Source organism: Micromonospora sp. WMMD1102 (genome assembly GCF_029626265.1).
In the GTDB taxonomy this organism is placed as follows: Bacteria; Actinomycetota; Actinomycetes; order Mycobacteriales; family Micromonosporaceae; genus Plantactinospora.
Genome location: NZ_JARUBN010000001.1, coordinates 6,177,541 through 6,195,317, shown reverse-complemented (window position 1 = coordinate 6,195,317; position 17,777 = coordinate 6,177,541). Strand labels below are relative to the sequence as shown.

At 71.6% G+C, this 17,777-nt stretch carries 15 protein-coding genes and 1 pseudogene; 12 read left to right on the top strand and 4 right to left on the bottom strand.

The genetic code is table 11. From position 1 onward, the window contains the following. The first annotated feature begins 70 nt into the window (after positions 1–70). The 3 genes from O7626_RS27800 (at position 71) to O7626_RS27790 (ending at position 4,507) form a co-directional block, all read left to right on the top strand. Entirely contained in the window at positions 71–1,255 is a 1,185-nt protein-coding gene (locus tag O7626_RS27800) for a hypothetical protein (protein WP_278064028.1), read from the top strand. Positions 1,256–1,397: 142 nt separating this feature from the next. Next, the gene (locus tag O7626_RS27795; protein WP_278064027.1) at positions 1,398–3,902 is read left to right on the top strand and encodes a bifunctional FO biosynthesis protein CofGH; all 2,505 of its coding nucleotides are present in this window, start codon (positions 1,398–1,400) and stop codon (positions 3,900–3,902) included. Between the two features lie 347 nt (positions 3,903–4,249). Then, a complete protein-coding gene (locus O7626_RS27790; RefSeq protein ID WP_192765159.1) occupies positions 4,250–4,507 on the top strand; it encodes a WhiB family transcriptional regulator in 258 nt (85 codons plus the stop codon). Between the two features lie 33 nt (positions 4,508–4,540). Here the strand turns inward: O7626_RS27790 and O7626_RS27785 are convergent, their stop codons facing one another. Further along, positions 4,541–4,990, bottom strand: coding sequence for a metallopeptidase family protein (locus tag O7626_RS27785; protein ID WP_130462161.1), 450 nt, complete (start codon positions 4,988–4,990; stop codon positions 4,541–4,543). A 182-nt stretch (positions 4,991–5,172) separates the two neighbouring features. Here O7626_RS27785 and O7626_RS27780 point away from each other — a divergent pair, with 182 nt between their 5' ends. The 9 genes and pseudogenes from O7626_RS27780 (at position 5,173) to O7626_RS27740 (ending at position 12,619) form a co-directional block, all read left to right on the top strand. Further along, positions 5,173–5,541 carry a DUF3499 domain-containing protein gene (locus tag O7626_RS27780; protein ID WP_278064026.1) on the top strand — a complete coding sequence of 123 codons (369 nt, stop codon included), beginning with the start codon at positions 5,173–5,175 and terminating at the stop codon, positions 5,539–5,541. A 545-nt stretch (positions 5,542–6,086) separates the two neighbouring features. Further along, a pseudogene (locus tag O7626_RS27775) lies at positions 6,087–6,353 on the top strand (helix-turn-helix transcriptional regulator); the annotation flags it as partial. A gap of 83 nt (positions 6,354–6,436) precedes the next feature. Further along, positions 6,437–6,625 (top strand): DUF397 domain-containing protein, encoded by a 189-nt coding sequence (locus O7626_RS27770; protein ID WP_278064025.1) that lies wholly within the window; start codon positions 6,437–6,439, stop codon positions 6,623–6,625. A gap of 153 nt (positions 6,626–6,778) precedes the next feature. Beyond that, a complete protein-coding gene (locus O7626_RS27765; protein WP_278064024.1) occupies positions 6,779–8,005 on the top strand; it encodes a spermidine/putrescine ABC transporter substrate-binding protein in 1,227 nt (408 codons plus the stop codon). A gap of 5 nt (positions 8,006–8,010) precedes the next feature. Continuing rightward, on the top strand, positions 8,011–9,186 hold the full coding sequence (locus tag O7626_RS27760; protein ID WP_278064023.1) for an ABC transporter ATP-binding protein: 1,176 nt from the start codon (positions 8,011–8,013) through the stop codon (positions 9,184–9,186). Further along, positions 9,183–10,037, top strand: coding sequence for an ABC transporter permease (locus O7626_RS27755; protein ID WP_278064022.1), 855 nt, complete (start codon positions 9,183–9,185; stop codon positions 10,035–10,037). Before O7626_RS27760 ends, O7626_RS27755 begins: the two co-directional genes overlap by 4 nt. Beyond that, entirely contained in the window at positions 10,034–10,867 is an 834-nt protein-coding gene (locus tag O7626_RS27750) for an ABC transporter permease (RefSeq protein WP_278064021.1), read from the top strand. The genes O7626_RS27755 and O7626_RS27750 overlap by 4 nt, the downstream gene beginning before the upstream one ends. An 11-nt stretch (positions 10,868–10,878) precedes the next feature. Beyond that, positions 10,879–11,916 (top strand): aldo/keto reductase family protein, encoded by a 1,038-nt coding sequence (locus O7626_RS27745; protein WP_278064020.1) that lies wholly within the window; start codon positions 10,879–10,881, stop codon positions 11,914–11,916. 37 nt (positions 11,917–11,953) lie between these two features. Beyond that, positions 11,954–12,619, top strand: a complete 666-nt coding sequence (locus tag O7626_RS27740; RefSeq protein WP_278064019.1) for an NAD-dependent epimerase/dehydratase family protein — start codon at positions 11,954–11,956, stop codon at positions 12,617–12,619. A 42-nt stretch (positions 12,620–12,661) separates the two neighbouring features. Here O7626_RS27740 and O7626_RS27735 read toward each other — a convergent pair whose 3' ends face one another. From O7626_RS27735 to O7626_RS27725, 3 genes are all read right to left on the bottom strand, one after another. After that, a complete protein-coding gene (locus O7626_RS27735; RefSeq protein WP_278064018.1) occupies positions 12,662–15,859 on the bottom strand; it encodes a hypothetical protein in 3,198 nt (1,065 codons plus the stop codon). Between the two features lie 273 nt (positions 15,860–16,132). Continuing rightward, complete coding sequence (locus O7626_RS27730) at positions 16,133–16,954, bottom strand: TIGR02452 family protein (RefSeq protein ID WP_278064017.1); 822 nt, start codon at positions 16,952–16,954, stop codon at positions 16,133–16,135. Positions 16,955–17,018: 64 nt separating this feature from the next. Then, complete coding sequence (locus tag O7626_RS27725) at positions 17,019–17,690, bottom strand: hypothetical protein (protein WP_278064016.1); 672 nt, start codon at positions 17,688–17,690, stop codon at positions 17,019–17,021. Between the last annotated feature and the right edge of the window lie 87 nt (positions 17,691–17,777).

Here is a 17,777-nt window from a genome sequence, read left to right as displayed (position 1 = left end):
GGGCGTCGGGCGGGCCGGGCGACTAGGCTCAGGCGACGCAGGAGTCCGTAACCGCCATCAGGGGGAAGCCTTGACCAGCCAGCCCGGGCCCGCGCCGAGCGAGGCGTCGCAGGCCAGTTCGACAACCAAGCCGCTGCGCGAGCTGATCGCGCTGGTGCTCGTCGGGGCGAACGCCCTCTTCCTGTTCAGCGGGCTGATCGAGCTCTTCTTCGGTGGCTGGGAGAACTCCGACTTCGGCGACCGGTCGCTGGGCAACTTCTACGCCTTCGTCGGCCTGGAGCAGGTGGCGCTGCCGGTGCTGGCGGTGCTCCTCGCCACGCACATCCAGCCGGTCGTCGGGCAGGCCCGGGTGATCACCCTGGTGGCGCTCGTCGAGTACGCCGTCTCGGTGCTGCTCGGCGGGATCACCCTGCTCGCCGCGATCTTCGGGCTGCTGGCCGAGACGCAGTTCCGGCAGGCGTTCACCCGGACGCTGGTCTTCGTCGGGGCGTACCTGATCCTGCTGGTGGCGGCCTTCGTGGTGCTGCGGGTGTGGCGGACGCTCTTCCACGTGCCGAAGCCGAAGCCGCAGCCCGGCCTCTACGGCCAGCCCCAGCCGGGCACGTACGGCCAGCCCGGGACCTACGGCCAGCCCGGCACGTACGGCCAGCCCGGTACCTACGGTCAGCCGGCGTCGCACGGCCAGCCCGGTGTTCCGTACCAGGGCTACCCGCCGGCCGGTCAGGCCGGGCCGCACGGCTACGGCCAGCCGACGGTCTACGGCCAGCCGACCGACTACGCCCCGCCCACCGGCTACGGCCAGCCCGGCTACACCCCGCCGGTGCCGTCCTCGGCCCCGCCCACGTCCGCGTCCGCCCCGCCCGTCTCGGCTCCGCCGTCATCCGCGCCACCGGCACCCGCCTCCGCGCCACCTGCCTCCGCGCCACCTGCCTCCGCGCCACCTGCCTCCGCGCCACCTGCCTCCGCGCCACCGGCCTCCGCGCCACCGGCCTCCGCGCCGCCCGCACCGCGCGCGCCCGCCTCGTCCGCACCGTCGGTCGGCCCGGTGCCCTCGGTCGGGCCGGTGCCGTCGGTCGGCGCCACCCCGTCGGCGAAGCCGGAGCCGGACGACGAGGAGGGGCGGACCCAGGTGATCCCGCAGCGGCCGGCGCCGGCCGAGCCCACCCAGCGGATCAACCCGGCCAGCCAGCAGCCGTCGGCCGGCACCCAGCCGCCGCCGGCCGACCGGGACGACGACCCGACCCAGCCACACTGAGCCGGCCACCCGGCGAAGCCTGCACCGCCGGCTGCGGCACCGCCGGGCGTGGCACTGCCGGGCGTGGCGCCACCGGGTGCTCCACCGCCGGGCGTGGCACCGCCGGGCGCGGTCCGGCCGGCGGTGCGCCTAGGCTGCACGAGTGGCTGATGGGACTGATCAACCAACCGTCGCGAGTCTGCGCCGGGCGCTGCGCCGGGCGACCGAGGGGCGGCCCCTCGACCCGGACGAGGCGACCGCGCTGCTCGCCGCGCGCGCCGGGTTCCTCGACGAACTGCTGGCCGTCGCCGGCCGGATCCGGGACGCCGGGCTGGCCGACGCCGGCCGGCCCGGCGTGGTCACCTTCTCCAAGAAGGTGTTCGTCCCGCTGACCCGGCTCTGCCGGGACCGCTGCCACTACTGCACCTTCGCCACCGTGCCGCACCGGCTGCCGGCCGCCTTCCTGGAACGGGACGAGGTGCTGGCGATCGCGGCGGCCGGTGCCGCGCAGGGCTGCAAGGAGGCGCTGTTCACCCTCGGCGACCGGCCCGAGGAGCGCTGGCCGCAGGCCCGGCAGTGGCTGACCGAGCGGGGCTTCGACTCGACCCTGGACTACCTGCGGGCCTGTGCCGTCGCCGTACTCGAGGAGACCGGCCTGCTGCCGCACCTCAACCCCGGCGTGCTCTCCTGGGCCGAGTTGCAACGGCTCAAGCCGGTGGCGCCGAGCATGGGGATGATGCTGGAGACCACCGCCACCCGGCTCTGGTCGGAGCCCGGCGGCCCGCACTACGGCTCGCCGGACAAGGAGCCGGCGGTCCGGCTGCGGGTACTGGCCGACGCCGGGCGGGTCGGCGTGCCGTTCACCACCGGCATCCTGATCGGGATCGGCGAGACGCCGGCCGAGCGGGTCGACGCGATCTTCGCCATCCGGCGCAGCGCCCGAGAGTACGGGCACGTCCAGGAAGTCATCGTGCAGAACTTCCGGGCCAAGCCGGACACCGCGATGCGCGGGATGCCGGACGCGGAGCTGCACGAGCTGGCCGCCACGGTGGCGGTGGCCCGGATCCTGCTCGGGCCGGGTGCCCGGATCCAGGCCCCGCCGAACCTGATCGAGGGGGAGTACGACCTGCTGCTGCGGGCCGGTATCGACGACTGGGGCGGGGTGTCGCCGGTGACCCCGGACCACGTCAACCCGGAGCGCCCGTGGCCGCAGCTGGACGAGCTGGCCGCGCGTACCGCTGCCGCCGGGTTCACCCTGCGGGAACGGTTGACTGTCTATCCGGAGTACGTCCGGCGGGGCGACCCGTGGCTCGATCCGCGGCTCGCCGGGCACGTCGGGGCGCTCGCCGACCCGGTGACCGGGCTGGCGGTCGAGTCGGCCCGGCCGGTCGGCCGTCCGTGGCAGGAGCCGGACGACGCGTTCGTGCCGGGTGGGCGTACCGACCTGCACGCCACCATCGACACCGCCGGCCGTAGCGCCGACCGGCGTGGCGACTTCGACTCGGTCTACGGCGACTGGGCCGAGGTCGGCGCGAGGGTGAGCACCGCAGCCCCGGCGTCCGGTGCCGAGCTGCGGGCCGGGCTGCGGCTGGCCGCCGACGACCCGGCCGCGCTGCTGGAGCCCCGGCACGAGGCGGCGGCGCTGGCGCTCTTCGCCGCCGACGGGACGGCCCTGGACGAGCTGTGCCGGATCGCCGACGACGTCCGCCGGGACACCGTCGGCGACGACGTCACCTACGTGGTCAACCGCAACATCAACTTCTCGAACGTCTGCTACGTGGGCTGCCGGTTCTGCGCGTTCGCGCAGCGGGAGCGGGACGCCGACGCGTACCGGCTCTCGGTCGAGCAGGTCGCCGACCGGGCCGAGCAGGCGTGGGCGGCCGGCGCCACCGAGGTCTGCATGCAGGGCGGGATCGACCCGAAGCTGCCGGTGACCGCGTACGCGGACCTGGTGCGGGCGGTCAAGGCCCGGGTGCCGGGCATGCACGTGCACGCGTACTCGCCGATGGAGATCGTCACCGGGGCGGCCAAGGCCGGGGTGTCGATCCGGGAGTGGCTGACCGAGCTGCGGGACGCGGGGCTGGACACCATCCCGGGCACCGCCGCCGAGATCCTCGACGACGAGGTGCGCTGGGTGCTCACCAAGGGCAAACTGCCGGCCGCCACCTGGGTCGAGGTGGTCGGCACCGCGCACGAGCTGGGCATCCGGTCCAGCTCCACCATGATGTACGGCCACGTCGACCATCCCCGCCAGTGGCTCGGGCACTTCCGGGTACTGGCCGGGTTGCAGGACCGGACCGGCGGTTTCACCGAGTTCGTCGCGCTGCCGTTCGTGCACACGAACGCGCCGATCTATCTCGCCGGCATCGCCCGGCCGGGTCCCACCTGGCGGGAAAACCGCGTCGTGCACGCGATGGCCCGGCTGCTGCTGCACGGCCGGATCGCCAACATCCAGTGTTCCTGGGTGAAGCTCGGCGACTCCGGCACGGCCGAGCTGCTGCGCGGCGGCTGCAACGATCTCGGCGGCACCCTGATGGAGGAGACGATCTCCCGGATGGCGGGCTCGGACCACGGCTCGGCGCGTACCGTCGCCCAGCTCGAACGGATAGCCGCCGCCGCCGGCCGGCGGGCCCGACCCCGGACCACCGTCTACGGGTACGCCGGCTGACCCCGCCCGTCCCACCTGCCGGACAGGTCCGGAAGGTTTCGGCTCGGGCGCGCCGGCCGCGCCACGCCGGATATCCGACGCAACTCGCCGTGCGGGCGTTACCCGCACCGGGTCTGAATCGATAGGGCAGGTGTTGCGAGACCCGATGACTCCACAGTCGTCCGGGCACGCGGTAGGGGTGACTCCATTTAGCAGGTTCGGCTTGACGACGCACGTATGACACACGTGTAATTTCAGTGGGGTCGTTCGTACGGAGCGCATCAAATCGCTACCGGACGGACAAACACGCCTTCCGCGTGGGGGGTTGCGCCGGCTGCCGCGCCGGTGCGCGATAAGGAGGCAACTGGATGGACGGCCGACTCGAGGTGGCCGACCTGCTCGGAAATGCTCCGGAGTGGCAAGAGCGGGCGCTCTGCTCGCAGACCGATCCGGAAGCGTTCTTTCCCGAGAAGGGCGGCTCGACCCGCGAGGCGAAGCGGATCTGCTCCCGGTGTGAGGTCAAGACCGAGTGCCTGGAATACGCACTCGGGCACGACGAACGGTTCGGGATCTGGGGCGGGTTGTCCGAACGCGAACGGCGCAAGTTGAAGCGTCGCGTCGCCTGAGCGGCCGCGCCCGGGTGGTGGGGGCCACCCGGGTCAGGCCAGCTCGTCGGGATCGACGCCGAGCAGGTTCGCGACCTGCTCGATGATCACATCGTGCACCAGGTCGGCGAGGTCCTCGCGGTCTATCGCGCGGAACTCCAGGGGGCGACGGTAGAGCACGATCCGGGGTGGCACCTCCTGCCGCCCCGGGCGCCCGGGCAGCAGCCGGGCCAGCGGCACCTCGCCGTCCTCGAGCACGTCCGAGTCGTAGACGTTCAGGTCCGGCGGCACGTCCTCGACCGCGAACTCGACCCCGGCCAGCTCCTTGGCGAACCGCCGCTCCAGGGTTTCCACGGTGTCCAGCACCAGGTCGTCGAAGATCTCCGACTTCGTCCTGGCCAGCGGGACGGTGGCCGGTACGAGCCGGCCGCGCAGCCCGCGCCCGTGCCGGTCCCGCCGCGACCGGCGTCCGGAACCCGGCCGGCGGTTCTCCGGACTGGTCATCTGCACCCCGCTTCGTTAGTCGTGGACGACGGCCCACGACGACAGGGTAGACCTGCTTTAATCAAGATCGGCTCGGGGATTCGGCTGTGTCGGAGCGGGCTGCCCGGAATGTGATCACCACTATCGGCGTGTCGCAAGCCCAAGCGTGGTGGCGGAGCCGGTAATGGAGATACCGTGCCGCCGTGAGGTCACCACGGCGTTGCTCCCGCAACGGCTGCCCCCGACAGGCCGTAGCCACGCTGACCTATGTCTACAACGAGTCGACAGCCGTGGTGGGCCCGCTGGCAGCCTTCGCCGAGCCGCACACCTACGACCTCTGCGAACCGCACGCCCGGAGTCTGACCGCCCCCCGTGGCTGGGACGTGGTCCGGCACGAGGGCGAGTTCGAGCCGCCGCCGCCGACCACCGACGACCTGGTGGCGCTCGCCGAGGCAGTCCGCGAGGCGGCCCGGCCGGCGCCGCCGCGCCCGGACGAGTTCGAGGCGGAGCAGCACCCCGGCCAGCAGACCGGCCGCCGCGGCCACCTCCGGGTCATCCCACCCAGCCACTGACTCCCTCGGGGCCGCCCGGCCGACGGCGCTCGCTGCGCGGCCGGTGACCACGTGTTCAACCATCGACGCCGGGCTGCCGGATCGATCGCCCTCGCCGCCCAACCGCCTCCGGGCCGCCCGCTGGGCGACGTCAGCGCCGCTCCCGCGCCCGTCCCTGCGGCGCCGGACGAGGGTCACGTCCGTTGACCTGGACACCAGAGGCGTAACGGGGCGGCGATAACGCCCATGGTGTCCAGGTGAGTCGCCGGTGGCTGGCTACTGCGGTTGATCCCCGGGCGCGGTCGCCAGTGGACGAGTCGCCGGGACGCAGTGGCAGTGGCAGGCGCGCTCAAGATCACCTCGTTTGGACACTCTGGGACGTTCTTCGGACCTGCGGGTTCGCGGGGATGGTGTCCCAGTCCGTCGAGGTGATGCGGCGCTTGTGTTCCACATTCGAGCAGTTCGGAGCCTTTGGCGGCCAGATGGCCGTGTCGGGGCGGACATAGACGGACGTCGTCGATATGTTGGCCTGGACGACCCGACCTACTCGGAAAGGCGGCGCGGCGATGAACGAGGTGCTACGGCTGGCGATGGCGACGGCGGGGGAGACCGCCGAGTCCCTGGCCGAACAGGTGGGCGTGGACCCGAAGACCGCCGGGCGGTGGCTCTCACCCGGCCGCATCCCACACCCGAAGACCAGGGTGGCGGTCGCCGCGATCCTGAGACGGGAGGCTGCCGAGTTGTGGCCCGACCCCTACCGGAGACGGGACATGCCGTGGTTCCGGCCGTGGGCCGAGGCCGAGCGGGAGGCCATCGCGCTGCGGTCGTACGAACCTCGGACAGAGGTGGGACAGCCTGACCGGTGAGGCGCTGCCCGCCGACCGTCGATCGACCTGATCAGGGAGGTGGCGAAGACATGGAGATGACCGGCGCCCGGTGGCGGACCGCCACCCGGAGCAGCAACAACGGCGGCAACTGTGTCGAGGTGGCGGACAACCTGCCCGGCCGGGTGTTCGTGCGGGACAGCAAGGACCGTGCCGGTGCAACGCTCAGCTTCGGCCAGGACGCGTGGCGGGCCTTCGTGGGGCTGGCCAGGCGCGGCTGACCGGCGTACCCGACAAGGAGACCGCGCGGCGCGCCAGTCGCCGCCAGACGCCCCCGGCCAGCCGGCGCGGGGGCGTCGTCGTGCCCGTGTCAGGATCTCCAACTGATCGAGTCTCCCGCACCGCGCCGTCGGTACGACCGGAGGAGCCGCCGCATGCCCGACCACCCGCACCCGCACCCGTTGGCCCGGCGGACGATCGCCCGACCGACGATCGCCCGGCGGACGTTGCTGCGCGGCATGGCCGGCTCGGCGGCGCTTGTCGCGGCGGCCGGGCTGGCCGGGATGGCCGGCTGCGGCACCCGGGGAGCCCGGCAGACCGAGGCGAGCTGCGTCAGCGAGGACCACTCCGACACCGAGCGGACGCTTGCCTTCTCGAACTGGCCGCAGTATCTCGACGTCGCCGAGGGGGACGGGTCGGGGCGGCCGACGCTGGAGGCGTTCCAGCGGCGCAGCGGCATCCGGGTCAGCTACACCGAGGAGATCAACGACAACAACGAGTTCTTCGGCAAGATCCGCCACCAGCTCGCCGACTGCCAGCCGATCGGCCGGGACATCGTCGTGCTCAGCGACTGGATGGCGGCCCGGCTGATCGACCTCGGCTGGGTGCAGCGGCTCGACCTCGCCCGGCTGCCGAACGTCGGGCGGAATCTGCTGCCGTCGCTGCGCGACCGCACCTACGACCCGGATAACACCCGGGCGATCCCGTGGCAGTCCGGGCTGGCCGGGCTCGCCTACAACGGCCGGGTCACCGGCGAGGTGCGTACCGTCGACGAAGTGCTGACCCGGCCCGACCTGAAGGGCCGGGTGACCGCGCTGGCCGAGATGCGGGACACCATGGGGCTGCTGCTGGCGGCCGGCGGGCACGACCCGGCGAACTTCACCCCGGACCAGTTCGACGCGGCGCTGGAGAAGCTGCGCCGGGCCGTCGAGAGTGGGCAGATCCGCCGGTTCACCGGCAACGACTACACCGCCGAGCTGGCCCGGGGCGACATCGCCGCCTGCGTCGCCTGGTCCGGCGACGTGATCCAGCTCGCCGCCGAAGACCAGCGGGTACGCTTCGTCGCCCCGGACTCCGGCGTGATGCTCTACTCCGACAACATGCTGGTGCCGAACCGGGCCACCCACCGGGCCAACGCCGAGGCGCTGATGGACTACTACTACGAGCCGGCGGTCGCCGCCCGGCTCGCCGCGTACGTCAACTACATCTGCCCGGTGCAGGGCGCGCAGGCAGAGATGGAGAAGATCGCCCCGGAACTCGCCGGCAACCCGCTGATCTTCCCCGACGCGGCGATGCTGGCCCGGTCGAAGGTGTTCATGTCCCTGGACGAGGCCCGGGAGCGCGAGTACGAGTCGAAGTTCCAGCAGGTCGTCGGAGGTTGACCCGGATGGCCGTCGAGGAGCCTGGGCCGGACACGTCCGGCGCGCTGCGACTGGTCGGGCTGACCAAACGGTTCGGCGACGTCACCGCGGTGGACCGGCTCGACCTGACCGTGCCGGCCGGCTCGTACTTCGCCCTGCTCGGGCCGTCCGGCTGCGGCAAGACCAGCACGCTGCGGATGATCGCCGGACTGACCGAGCCGACCGCCGGCCGGATCCTGCTCGACGGCACCGACGTCACCCGGCTGCCGGCGTACCGGCGGCCGGTGAACACCGTCTTCCAGAGCTACGCGCTCTTCCCACACCTGGACGTGGCCGAGAACGTCGCCTTCGGACTGCGCCGCCGCCGGGTGCCGGACGTGGCCGGACAGGTGCACCGGATGCTGGCCCTGGTGCAGCTCGACGGGTACCAGCGGCACCGGCCGGAGCAGCTCTCCGGCGGGCAGCAGCAGCGGGTGGCACTGGCCCGAGCTCTGGTCAACCGGCCCCGGGTGCTGCTGCTCGACGAGCCGCTCGGCGCGCTCGACCTGGCGCTACGCCGCCGGATGCAGGGTGAGCTGCGGCGGCTGCGCGCCGAGGTCGGCGGCACCTTCGTGCACGTCACCCACGACCAGGAGGAGGCGATGACCCTGGCCGACACGGTGGCGGTGCTCGACGCCGGCCGGATCGAACAACTCGGCGCCCCGGCCGAGCTGTACGAGTTCCCGGCCACCCCCTTCGTGGCCAACTTCCTCGGCCGGTCCAACCTGCTCGCCGGCACGGTACGCGGGCGCAGCGGGGCCGACCTGCTGGTCGAGGCGTACGGGCGGCGCTTCTCGGTGCCGGCGGCCCGGTCCCGGGTCGACACGGGCGCGGTGCTGCTCGGGGTACGCCCGGAGAAGATGCGACTGGTCGGCACGGCGGAACAGGTGCCGGCCGGGCACCAGTGGCTGGACGGGACCGTCGTCGACGCCGGCTACCTCGGGGTCGGCACGGAGTACTCGGTGCGCGGCGACGCCGGGGTCGACCTGTCGGTCTTCGCCGCCGCCGACGGCGGGTCGGCCCGGCTGCCGGTCGGCGACCGGGTGGTCGCGTACTGGCATCCCCGGCACGCCTTCCTGCTCGACGGCAGCCCGGCGGCCGGGGCGGCACCGGCGGCGCCGGCCGGGTCGTCGACCGCACCTTTGCCGGCGGGGCGGGAGTGACCCGGCGCGGCCGGGTGCTGCCGTACCTGCTGGTGCTGCCCGGTCTGCTCTGGCTGGTGATCTTCTTCCTGCTCCCGGCGGTGCAGCTTGCCGCCACCAGCCTCTACGACCCGGCCGGCTCGCTCACCGACGGCTACCGGATGACCTGGTCGGTCGGCAACTACCCGGCCGCGGTCGCGGCGTACGGCGCACACCTCGGCCGCTCCTTCGGGTACGCCGCCCTGGCCACCCTGCTGGCGCTGCTGCTCGGCTACCCGCTCGGTTACGCCATCGCGCTGCGGGCCGGGCGCTGGCAGCACCTGCTGCTGCTCTGCGTGGTGGCGCCGATGTTCACCAGTTTCCTGGTCCGGACGCTCGCCTGGAAGGCGGTCCTCGCCGACGGCGGCGCCGTGGTCGGGCTGCTGCGCGCGGTGCACCTGCTCGCCCCGGACGGCCGGCTGCTCGCCACCCCGGTCGCCGTGGTGACCAGCCTGACCTACTGCTACCTGCCGTTCATGGTGCTGCCGGTCTACGCCAGTCTGCACCGGCTCGACCCCCGGCTGCGCTCGGCCGCCGCCGACCTCTACGCCCGGCCGGCCCAGGTGTTCCGGCGGGTCACCCTGCCGCTGTCGATGCCCGGGGTGGTGGCCGGCACGCTGCTCACCTTCATCCCGGCCAGCGGCGACTACATCAGCGCCGAACTGCTCGGCAGCCCCACCGAGTACATGGTCGGCAACGTGATCGAGGCGGCCTTCCTGGTCCGGCTGGACTATCCGCAGGGCGCCGCCCTGTCGGTGCTGCTGATGGCGGCGATCCTGGTGCCGGTGGTCGGCTACCTGCGCCGGCCCGGTGCCGCCGAGGAGGTGCGGTGAACGTGCGCGGCCGAGCCCGCCTGCCGGGCAGGATCGCGCGGTTCGTCGCCGAGCACTGGGTGCTGGCGGTGGCCGGGCTGGTCCTCGGCTATCTGCTGCTGCCGGTCGCGGTGGTGGTCGGGCTGTCGTTCAACCGGCCGTCCAGCCGGCTCTCCTACGACTTTGCCGAGTTCACAGTGGACAACTGGCGGGACCCGTGTGCGGGAGCCGGGATGTGCGCCGCGGTGCTGCGCAGCGTACAGATCGGGTTCGTGGCCACGGCGGTCTCCACCGTACTCGGCACGCTGCTGGCGTTCGCGCTGCACCGGCACCGGTTCCGGGGCCGGGGCGCGGTCGGCGTGCTGGTGCTGGCTCCGGTCGCCACCCCGGAGGTGGTACTCGGCACCTCACTGCTCGCCCTGCTGGTCGCCGCCGGCATTCCGCAGGGCTTCTGGACCGTGGTGATAGCGCACGTGATGTTCTGCGTCTCGTTCGTGGTGGTGACCGTCCGGGCCCGGCTGCACGGAATGGACACCCGACTGGAGGAGGCGGCGGCGGACCTGTACGCGAGCGGGTGGCAGACGTTCCGCCTGGTCACCCTGCCGCAGGTGCTGCCCGGCATCGTCGCCGCCGCACTGCTCGCCTTCTCGCTCTCCTTCGACGACTTCGTGGTCACCAACTTCAACTCCGGCACCACCGTCACCTTCCCGATGTACGTCTGGGGGGCCAGCCAGCGCGGCATCCCGCCCCAGGTGAACGTGGTCGGCACCGCGATGTTCGCGGTCGCCCTGCTGGCGCTGGCCGCCGCCGGGCTCGGCCGGCGCCGCACCCGCCCCGGCCGGCCGGGCTAGGCTGGGCCGCCATGGAGCACCGTCACCTCGGCCGCAGTGGCCTGCTGGTCAGCGAGATCACCTACGGGAACTGGCTCACCCACGGGGAACTGGTGGCGAGAGAGGCGGCGCTGAGCTGCGTACGGGCCGCACTGGACGCCGGGATCACCACCTTCGACACCGCCGACGTCTACGCCCGGGGAGCCGCCGAGGAACTGCTCGGCGAGGCGCTGCGCGGAGTACGCCGCGAGTCGGTGGAGATCGCCACGAAGGTCTGCCTGCCGGTCGGCGACGGTCCCAACGACCGGGGCCTGTCCCGCAAGCACGTCGTCGAGTCCTGCCACGCGTCGCTGCGCCGGCTCGGCACCGACTACGTCGATCTCTACCAGGCGCACCGCTTCGACGAGCGGACCCCGCTGGCCGAGACGCTGCTCGCCTTCGACGACCTGGTCCGGCAGGGCAAGGTGCTCTACCTCGGCGTCTCGGAGTGGACTGCGGCGCAGATCCGGGCCGCCCTGGACGTCGCCGGCCAGCTCGGGCTGCGCCACCGGATCGTCGCCAACCAGCCGCAGTACAACATGCTCTGGCGGGTGGTCGAGCCCGAGGTGGTGCCGCTGTGCGAGCGGGAGGGGATCGGGCAGATCGCCTTCCAGCCGCTCGCCCAGGGGGTGCTGACCGGCAAGTACCGGCCCGGTCAGGAGCCGCCGGAGGGCTCCCGGGCGGCAAGTGGTGGCCGGGCGCCGACCTTCATCCGGCGGGTCCTCGGTGACCGGCTGCTCGACCAGGTCCAGCAGTTGCGCCCGATCGCCGACGAGGCCGGCCTCTCGATGGCCCAGCTCGCCATCGCCTGGACGCTGCGGCGGCCCGCCGTCAGCACCGCGCTGATCGGGGCGTCCCGGCCGGAGCAGGTCACCGAGAACGCGGCGGCGGCCGGGGTACGCCTCGACGACGGGCTGATGCGCCGGATCGACGAGACGCTCGGCGACCTGGTCGAGACCGACCCGACCAAGACCGCCCAGATGATGGCGGTCAAGGCTGACTGGGCCGCCCCGGCCCCCGCCGCCGGCTGACCCGGCGGTATCCCGGACGGCCCGAGAGAGGCGCGGCATGAAGGTGATCCTGTTCGGTGCGACCGGCATGGTGGGGCAGGGGGTGCTGCGTGAGTGTCTGCGGGACCCCCGGGTCGAGAGCGTGCTCTCGGTGGTCCGCGCCCCGAGCGGCCGGCCGGACCCGAAGCTGCGCGAGCTGGTCTGGGCGGACTTCCTCGACTTCTCCGCAGCGGCCGGTGATTTCGCCGGAGCGGACGCCTGCTTCTTCTGCCTCGGGGTCTCCTCGTTCCGGATGAGCGAGGCCGACTACACCCGGATCACCCATGACATGACGCTGGCCGCCGCCCGGGTGCTGGCGGACGTCAACCCGGAGCTGACCTTTGTCTACGTCTCCGGGCAGGGCGCCGACAGCACCGAGCGGGGTCGCACCATGTGGGCCCGGGTCAAGGGCCGTACCGAGAACGAGCTGTTCCGGCTGCTGCCGAACGCGTACGCCTTCCGGCCCGGCATCATCCAGCCGCTGCACGGCATCCGGTCGAAGACCCGGCTCTACCGGGCAGGCTACGTGCTGCTCGCCCCGCTCGGCCCGGTGCTGCGCCGGGCGTTCCCGCGCTCCGTCACCAGCACCGAGCAGCTCGGGGTGGCGATGCTCGCCGTCGCCGAACGCGGCCATCCCCGGCGGGTGCTGGAGAACCGCGACCTGACCGCTGCCGGGGCCCACTGACCGCGGATAGGCAGCCGGCCGGACCGCTGTGCCTCGCCCGAATCACCCTGCGGTGGTTGGGGAGGCTTCGGTCGGCGAGCGATGTACGACGTACGGGTGCGGGTAAGGAGCCGTCACTGGTTCAGTTCTGGCGGCCAGCCGGGCGACGGCGTCGGCGTGGTTGGTGGCGAGCCAGTTTAGCCGTCCTGGGTGAGCGGCATCGAAAGCCTCCAGCCATCGACGGAACTCGGAATGGGCATAACGTGGGCCAACATCCCACACACCACGCGGGATGCGCGTCCTGGTACCCCCGGGGACCATCCGGTCGACGTGGGCCAACGCGCGAGTGAGGTCCACGAGGACGTCTCGGACCACGCGGAGGGCTTCCGGTGGTGCCTGCTGCAGCGTCTCCAGCAGCAGGCGTACTGCCCGATCGTCGCCACGGGTCGTCTTCAGGTGCCCAAGAAAGACATCGTTGCATAGGGATTCGTCGGCGATGCTGCGCTGCAGATCGCGCCGGACGCGAGAATGCCGCGTCCACAGTCGTGCGGTTGCGACGATACTCGACACTACAGCCAGGGAGGCTAGAAGAGACCCCCTGACCTCGCTTTGGTTAGCAACGGCTACGAAGGGAAGCGGGCCGAAAACGACGTAAATCACTGTTCCGAATAGTCCACCGACGACGAGCACCCTGGAGAACGCCTTCTGCCACCAACCGGGCGGGACCCTCTTGGCTCGGGTAGTCAGGACGGCGACGACGTGTAGCTGTGGGAGGGCCAAGCTCAGCAGAGATGGCGACGTTCCGAGGAGGAGTAGCGCGATGAAACAGCTAGGCCAGGTGATCCCGTACGCGAATACAAGTGCTCCTACGTTGATACCCGCACCTGAGCCGCCGATCAACCGAATCAGCTCCAGGAAGAGCGCCAGGATGGCGATAAAGGTCAACAGGGCGCCTCCTGCTGAACCGACTAAGAGCAGGATTGCCTCTGGGAGGCCAGCCCGCCGTTCTCCCCTTGCATACGTCCAAAGGACCAGGCCGAACCAAGGGATCGCCAGGACCAGCGTCGCGACGGTCATGGCCGAGTCATCGCCGAGGGAGCGCAGTGTCAGCCAAAGCCATGCGGCGAGCATGATTACAGCACCGGCGCGCACTCCGAAACGTAGGTGTCGTACGAGCAGGGGCAGGGTGTCGGATGCTGGCTCGATCGGTCCGCTGTGGATCACCTTTTCCGCGACGGTAGGCCGTTCCAGCAGACCGCCGACGAGTCGAAACCTCGACCAGATCGACAGATTAAATATCGGATGCTGTGTCTCGGACATGGCGATCGCGGCGGTTTCGAGCAGCCACCCGCCGCCGCGCACGGCACGCTCCGCAGCCCAATTCGCCACCCTCGGCGACGTCAGCCTAAGCAGGGTCAGCGCAGACCGTTGGTCGGTTCTGTCTCCGTGCGCGAACGCGGTGACTACGAAACGATCCGCCACGATGCGGACCGGTTTCGGGATCAGTGTCGCGCGGCCGGCAGGTATCGCCGAGATGAGGGTGAGAATGTGTCCCGTCAGGGATTCGGGCACGGGGACCGAACCCGTGGCGTCAAGTAGGACGGGCAGCGGTTCATGGGGCGCGGCGTCGAGGCAGGTAGCGAGATCGGAGATCAGCGGCTCGGCCAGGTCGCCGACGAGGTCGGCGGCCTTTGCCAGCACGATGCGCCGGAAGCTGTCCGAGCCTGCCCACATCGACATGATCGCCGCGTCGCGCCACCGTAGATCCGTCAGGACGGATCTGAGGTCAACCGCTTCGACGTTGCGCCTTAGCCAGTTCGACGCGAAGAAGTCCTGAAAGCTGCGATGGGCGAAGGTGAATGTCTGTGGTCGGTGTGCGACAACCAGCCCACACTCCGTCAGAAGATGGAGTCCTGCCTGGATTTCGTGTGACGCGCGCCCTGTCCGCCGTGCGAGGATGAAAGTCAGCCGTTGCCGGGACGGGGCAGATCCCAGATCCGCCTCGGAGGCCATGCATCCCGCGATGTCCTCGGCCAAGGCCCGCAGCACGCCTTTCACAGGGACGTCGGCGGACGCTCCGCCAAGTCGAGCGTCGACAGTGGCGGAGAGGAAGCTGTACAGGCTGTCCGGCGCCCGTGGCGCAGAACGGGCACCGAGGTCGCGGACCACTTCGCACCAGAGCCGGAAGGCCAACGGCCGCCCGGACAGCTCTCCGGCGTTCTGCCGCATCCGGTCGAGGGCGCGCATCTGGTCGGCGGATTGAAGGCCTGCGGCATGCATGAGTCGACGCTGTGCATCGCGAGTCATCGGAGCGATCCCGACAGTCGCGATTCCGGGCGGCAGGATGATCGAGTCCCGGGCGGCGACGATGGCCTGAAAGCGGAGATCTCCCGGACGGAGAAACCGGCGTAGGACGGTCAGGAACTCGCGTGTCAGCGCTGTGACCTGCTCGGCGGGCCAGGCCACCGCCAACTCGTCCAGTGAGTCGAACAGGAAGAGCCACCTCGCCCGGTCCGCATCGCCCCTCAGGGCAGCCTCGAGCTTGGACCGCATCGCCGGATCGGTCCCGATCACCCTGTAGAGTACGAAAGAACGCAACTGGTCGACGGTGGGCACGACGGGCGAGGTCGGCATCGCTCCCAGGTCGACGTAGACCGCCATCAGCCGGGGTGATCGTTTCTGACTGGCGTCGCGGCAGAGTGTGCGGGCCAGCGCGCGCAACGCAGTGGACTTGCCCGATCCGGGCGGCGCAACCAGCACCGTCAGCGGCTCACTCAACTCACGCAGGCGGGTTACCAACGACGGGGCGCGAAACCACCGGTTGACCCCGGCCGGAAACAGATCCACCCGCACTGAACCGTACGGGTCGGTTCGCGGTTCGGCCTCGCCCAGCACTCCGACCATCTCGGCGGCGAGTGCGCGAAGCGGCTCGGCATCCCGGTCGATCGGGGCCCCCCGCACCCGACGAACCCCGTTCACACAGATGCCGGTGCCAATCAGAAAGCTGGCGGCCAGCAGGACGTCGTGCAGGTCGCCGCCCCGCCATGGAACGCCGCCGACGACGATCCAGGGCAGAAGAGACAAAGCAGCCATAAGCAGGCCAATTGTCGATTGGGCGTAGCCGGTAAGGCGCTGAGATTGCCCCGGCCACTGGCTGGCGTGGCCGGCACGGCTGATCAGCATCGACATGACGCTGACCAGAATTCCCAGGATAGGGAGCGCGAGTGGCAGTACCTTGAGGAGCGCCTGTGCAACATCCACCACAGCACCTCACAGATGTGCGCCGATCAACCTTGTCGAGACGTAGTTGAATGACTACACGAATCGACGAGCGGGATGAACCGACGTACGGCTGTGATTCCAGTCGCGTGCGCTGTCGGAAGTCCGACGGGCCCAGGCGAAGCAGCCGACATCGGGGATGCGAGCAGGTCACGTCGCCGAGCAGCAGGGACTGGATGCCGGGCCGGACGGGTGGTCGTACTCGAAGAACTTGAGCCATACAGATTGGCCTGACGCCTCCGCCACGACGAGATGCTATGTGGACCCGTCGACCTCGGTCGAACCGAAGACCTGCTGGAACGCCGCCAGGGTCGGGGTGCCACGTTCCCGGTCGTACACGGCGAAGACCACCCGCTCGAACCACGGGCTCGCCCGGAGCGCCTCGTCGAAGGCGGTCGCCACCGTCGCCGGGTCGTTGCCGAAGACACCGCAGCCCCAGGCGCCGAGGACGAGCTGGCGGTGCCCGTACCCGGCGGCGACCGCCAGCACCCGGGCGGCCCGCCGACGCAGGACGGCCGGGACGTCACCCAGCCGGTCGGGCTGGTTGCGGCGCATCGCGGCGAGGTTCGGCGCCGCCGAGGTGAGGAACGAGACCGGGTACGGCGCCGGCAGCAGAGTGCCCCGGTCGTCCCGGAACACGGGTACGGCCGGCGAGTGCACGACCCGGTCGCTGTAGCCGAGGTACGGGTCGGCCCGGTGCGCGAGGTAGAAGTCCCAGGCGGCCCGGAGACACGGATAGAGCGCCGAGGCGCGGGCGATGCTCTCCTCCTGGGCCTGCGCGCCGTTGAGGAAGCCGCCGCCCGGGTTGCGGGCCGAGGCGAAGACCAGACAGGCCAGGTCGCCGTCGAGCCGGCGGCACGCCGCCAGGCTGGATTCGTCGGTCACCTCGACGGTGGGTGGCCCGGCCAGCGGCTGCGGTGCCGGCAGGGCTTCGTCGGGCAGGTGCAGCCGGGTCCCGGCCACCGCCCTGGCCACCTCGTCGCCGATGGCCACCTCGGCACCCTGCTCGGTCCGGTAGGAGCCCCGCTCCGCCGCCGCCACCGTCTCCTGGGCGATCGCCCTCAGCCGCCTGCTCACCCCGCCATCCTGCGCGATCCGCCGCGCCGGCTCGACCGGGTTTCCAGCGGGTCCCGGCTGGAGCTCACTTCAACGCCGCCGCCAGGGTCATGATCTCCGTCGCGACACCGGCCGGGTCGTGCAGCATGTGCAGGTGTTTCCCAGGGATGGTGCGTACCGGCCAGCCACGGGTCCGGGCGTCCGCCTGCTCGTCGGCGTAGGTGTCACCGAAACCGAGGTATCCCGCCGAGACGGCGTCCCAGCCCTCGGGCAGCTCCACCCGGGCGGTGAGGTAGTCGAAGGGCACCCGGGACTGCTCCGCCTCGACCCGGGCCCGGGATCCGGCATCGGGAAACAGCTCCGCCACCGACTCCTCGGGCCACCAGCGGGTCCACGGCGGCAGACGGCCGTCCGCCGGATCGATCCTGTCCCGGAGCATCTCGGCCAGTCGGGTTGGCGCCACCGGCACGCTGCCGCTCGCCGGTGGCAACAGCGCGTCCACGAAGACGGCGCCGCGCACCGGGCGGGCCGCGACGAGCGCCGGGACGTACAGGCCGGCGTTGCTGTGTGGCACGAGCACCAGATCGTCCGAGTCCGGCAGACCGTTCTCGATCGCCGCCAGGACCGTCGCGGGTGCCGAGGCCGCCGGGCTGGGCGGTGCGGGCACGGTCGCGGTGACCCCGAAGCGGGAGCGCAGCACCGAGGCGACCGGCGCCCACACCGACGGACCAAGCAGGGGACTGGGGATGAGCACCACCGGGGGCACTGCCGGACCAACCACTCCACCGACCTCCGAACACCCGAACTCCCTGGTCACCACACCACACCACATCGCATCGGGCCC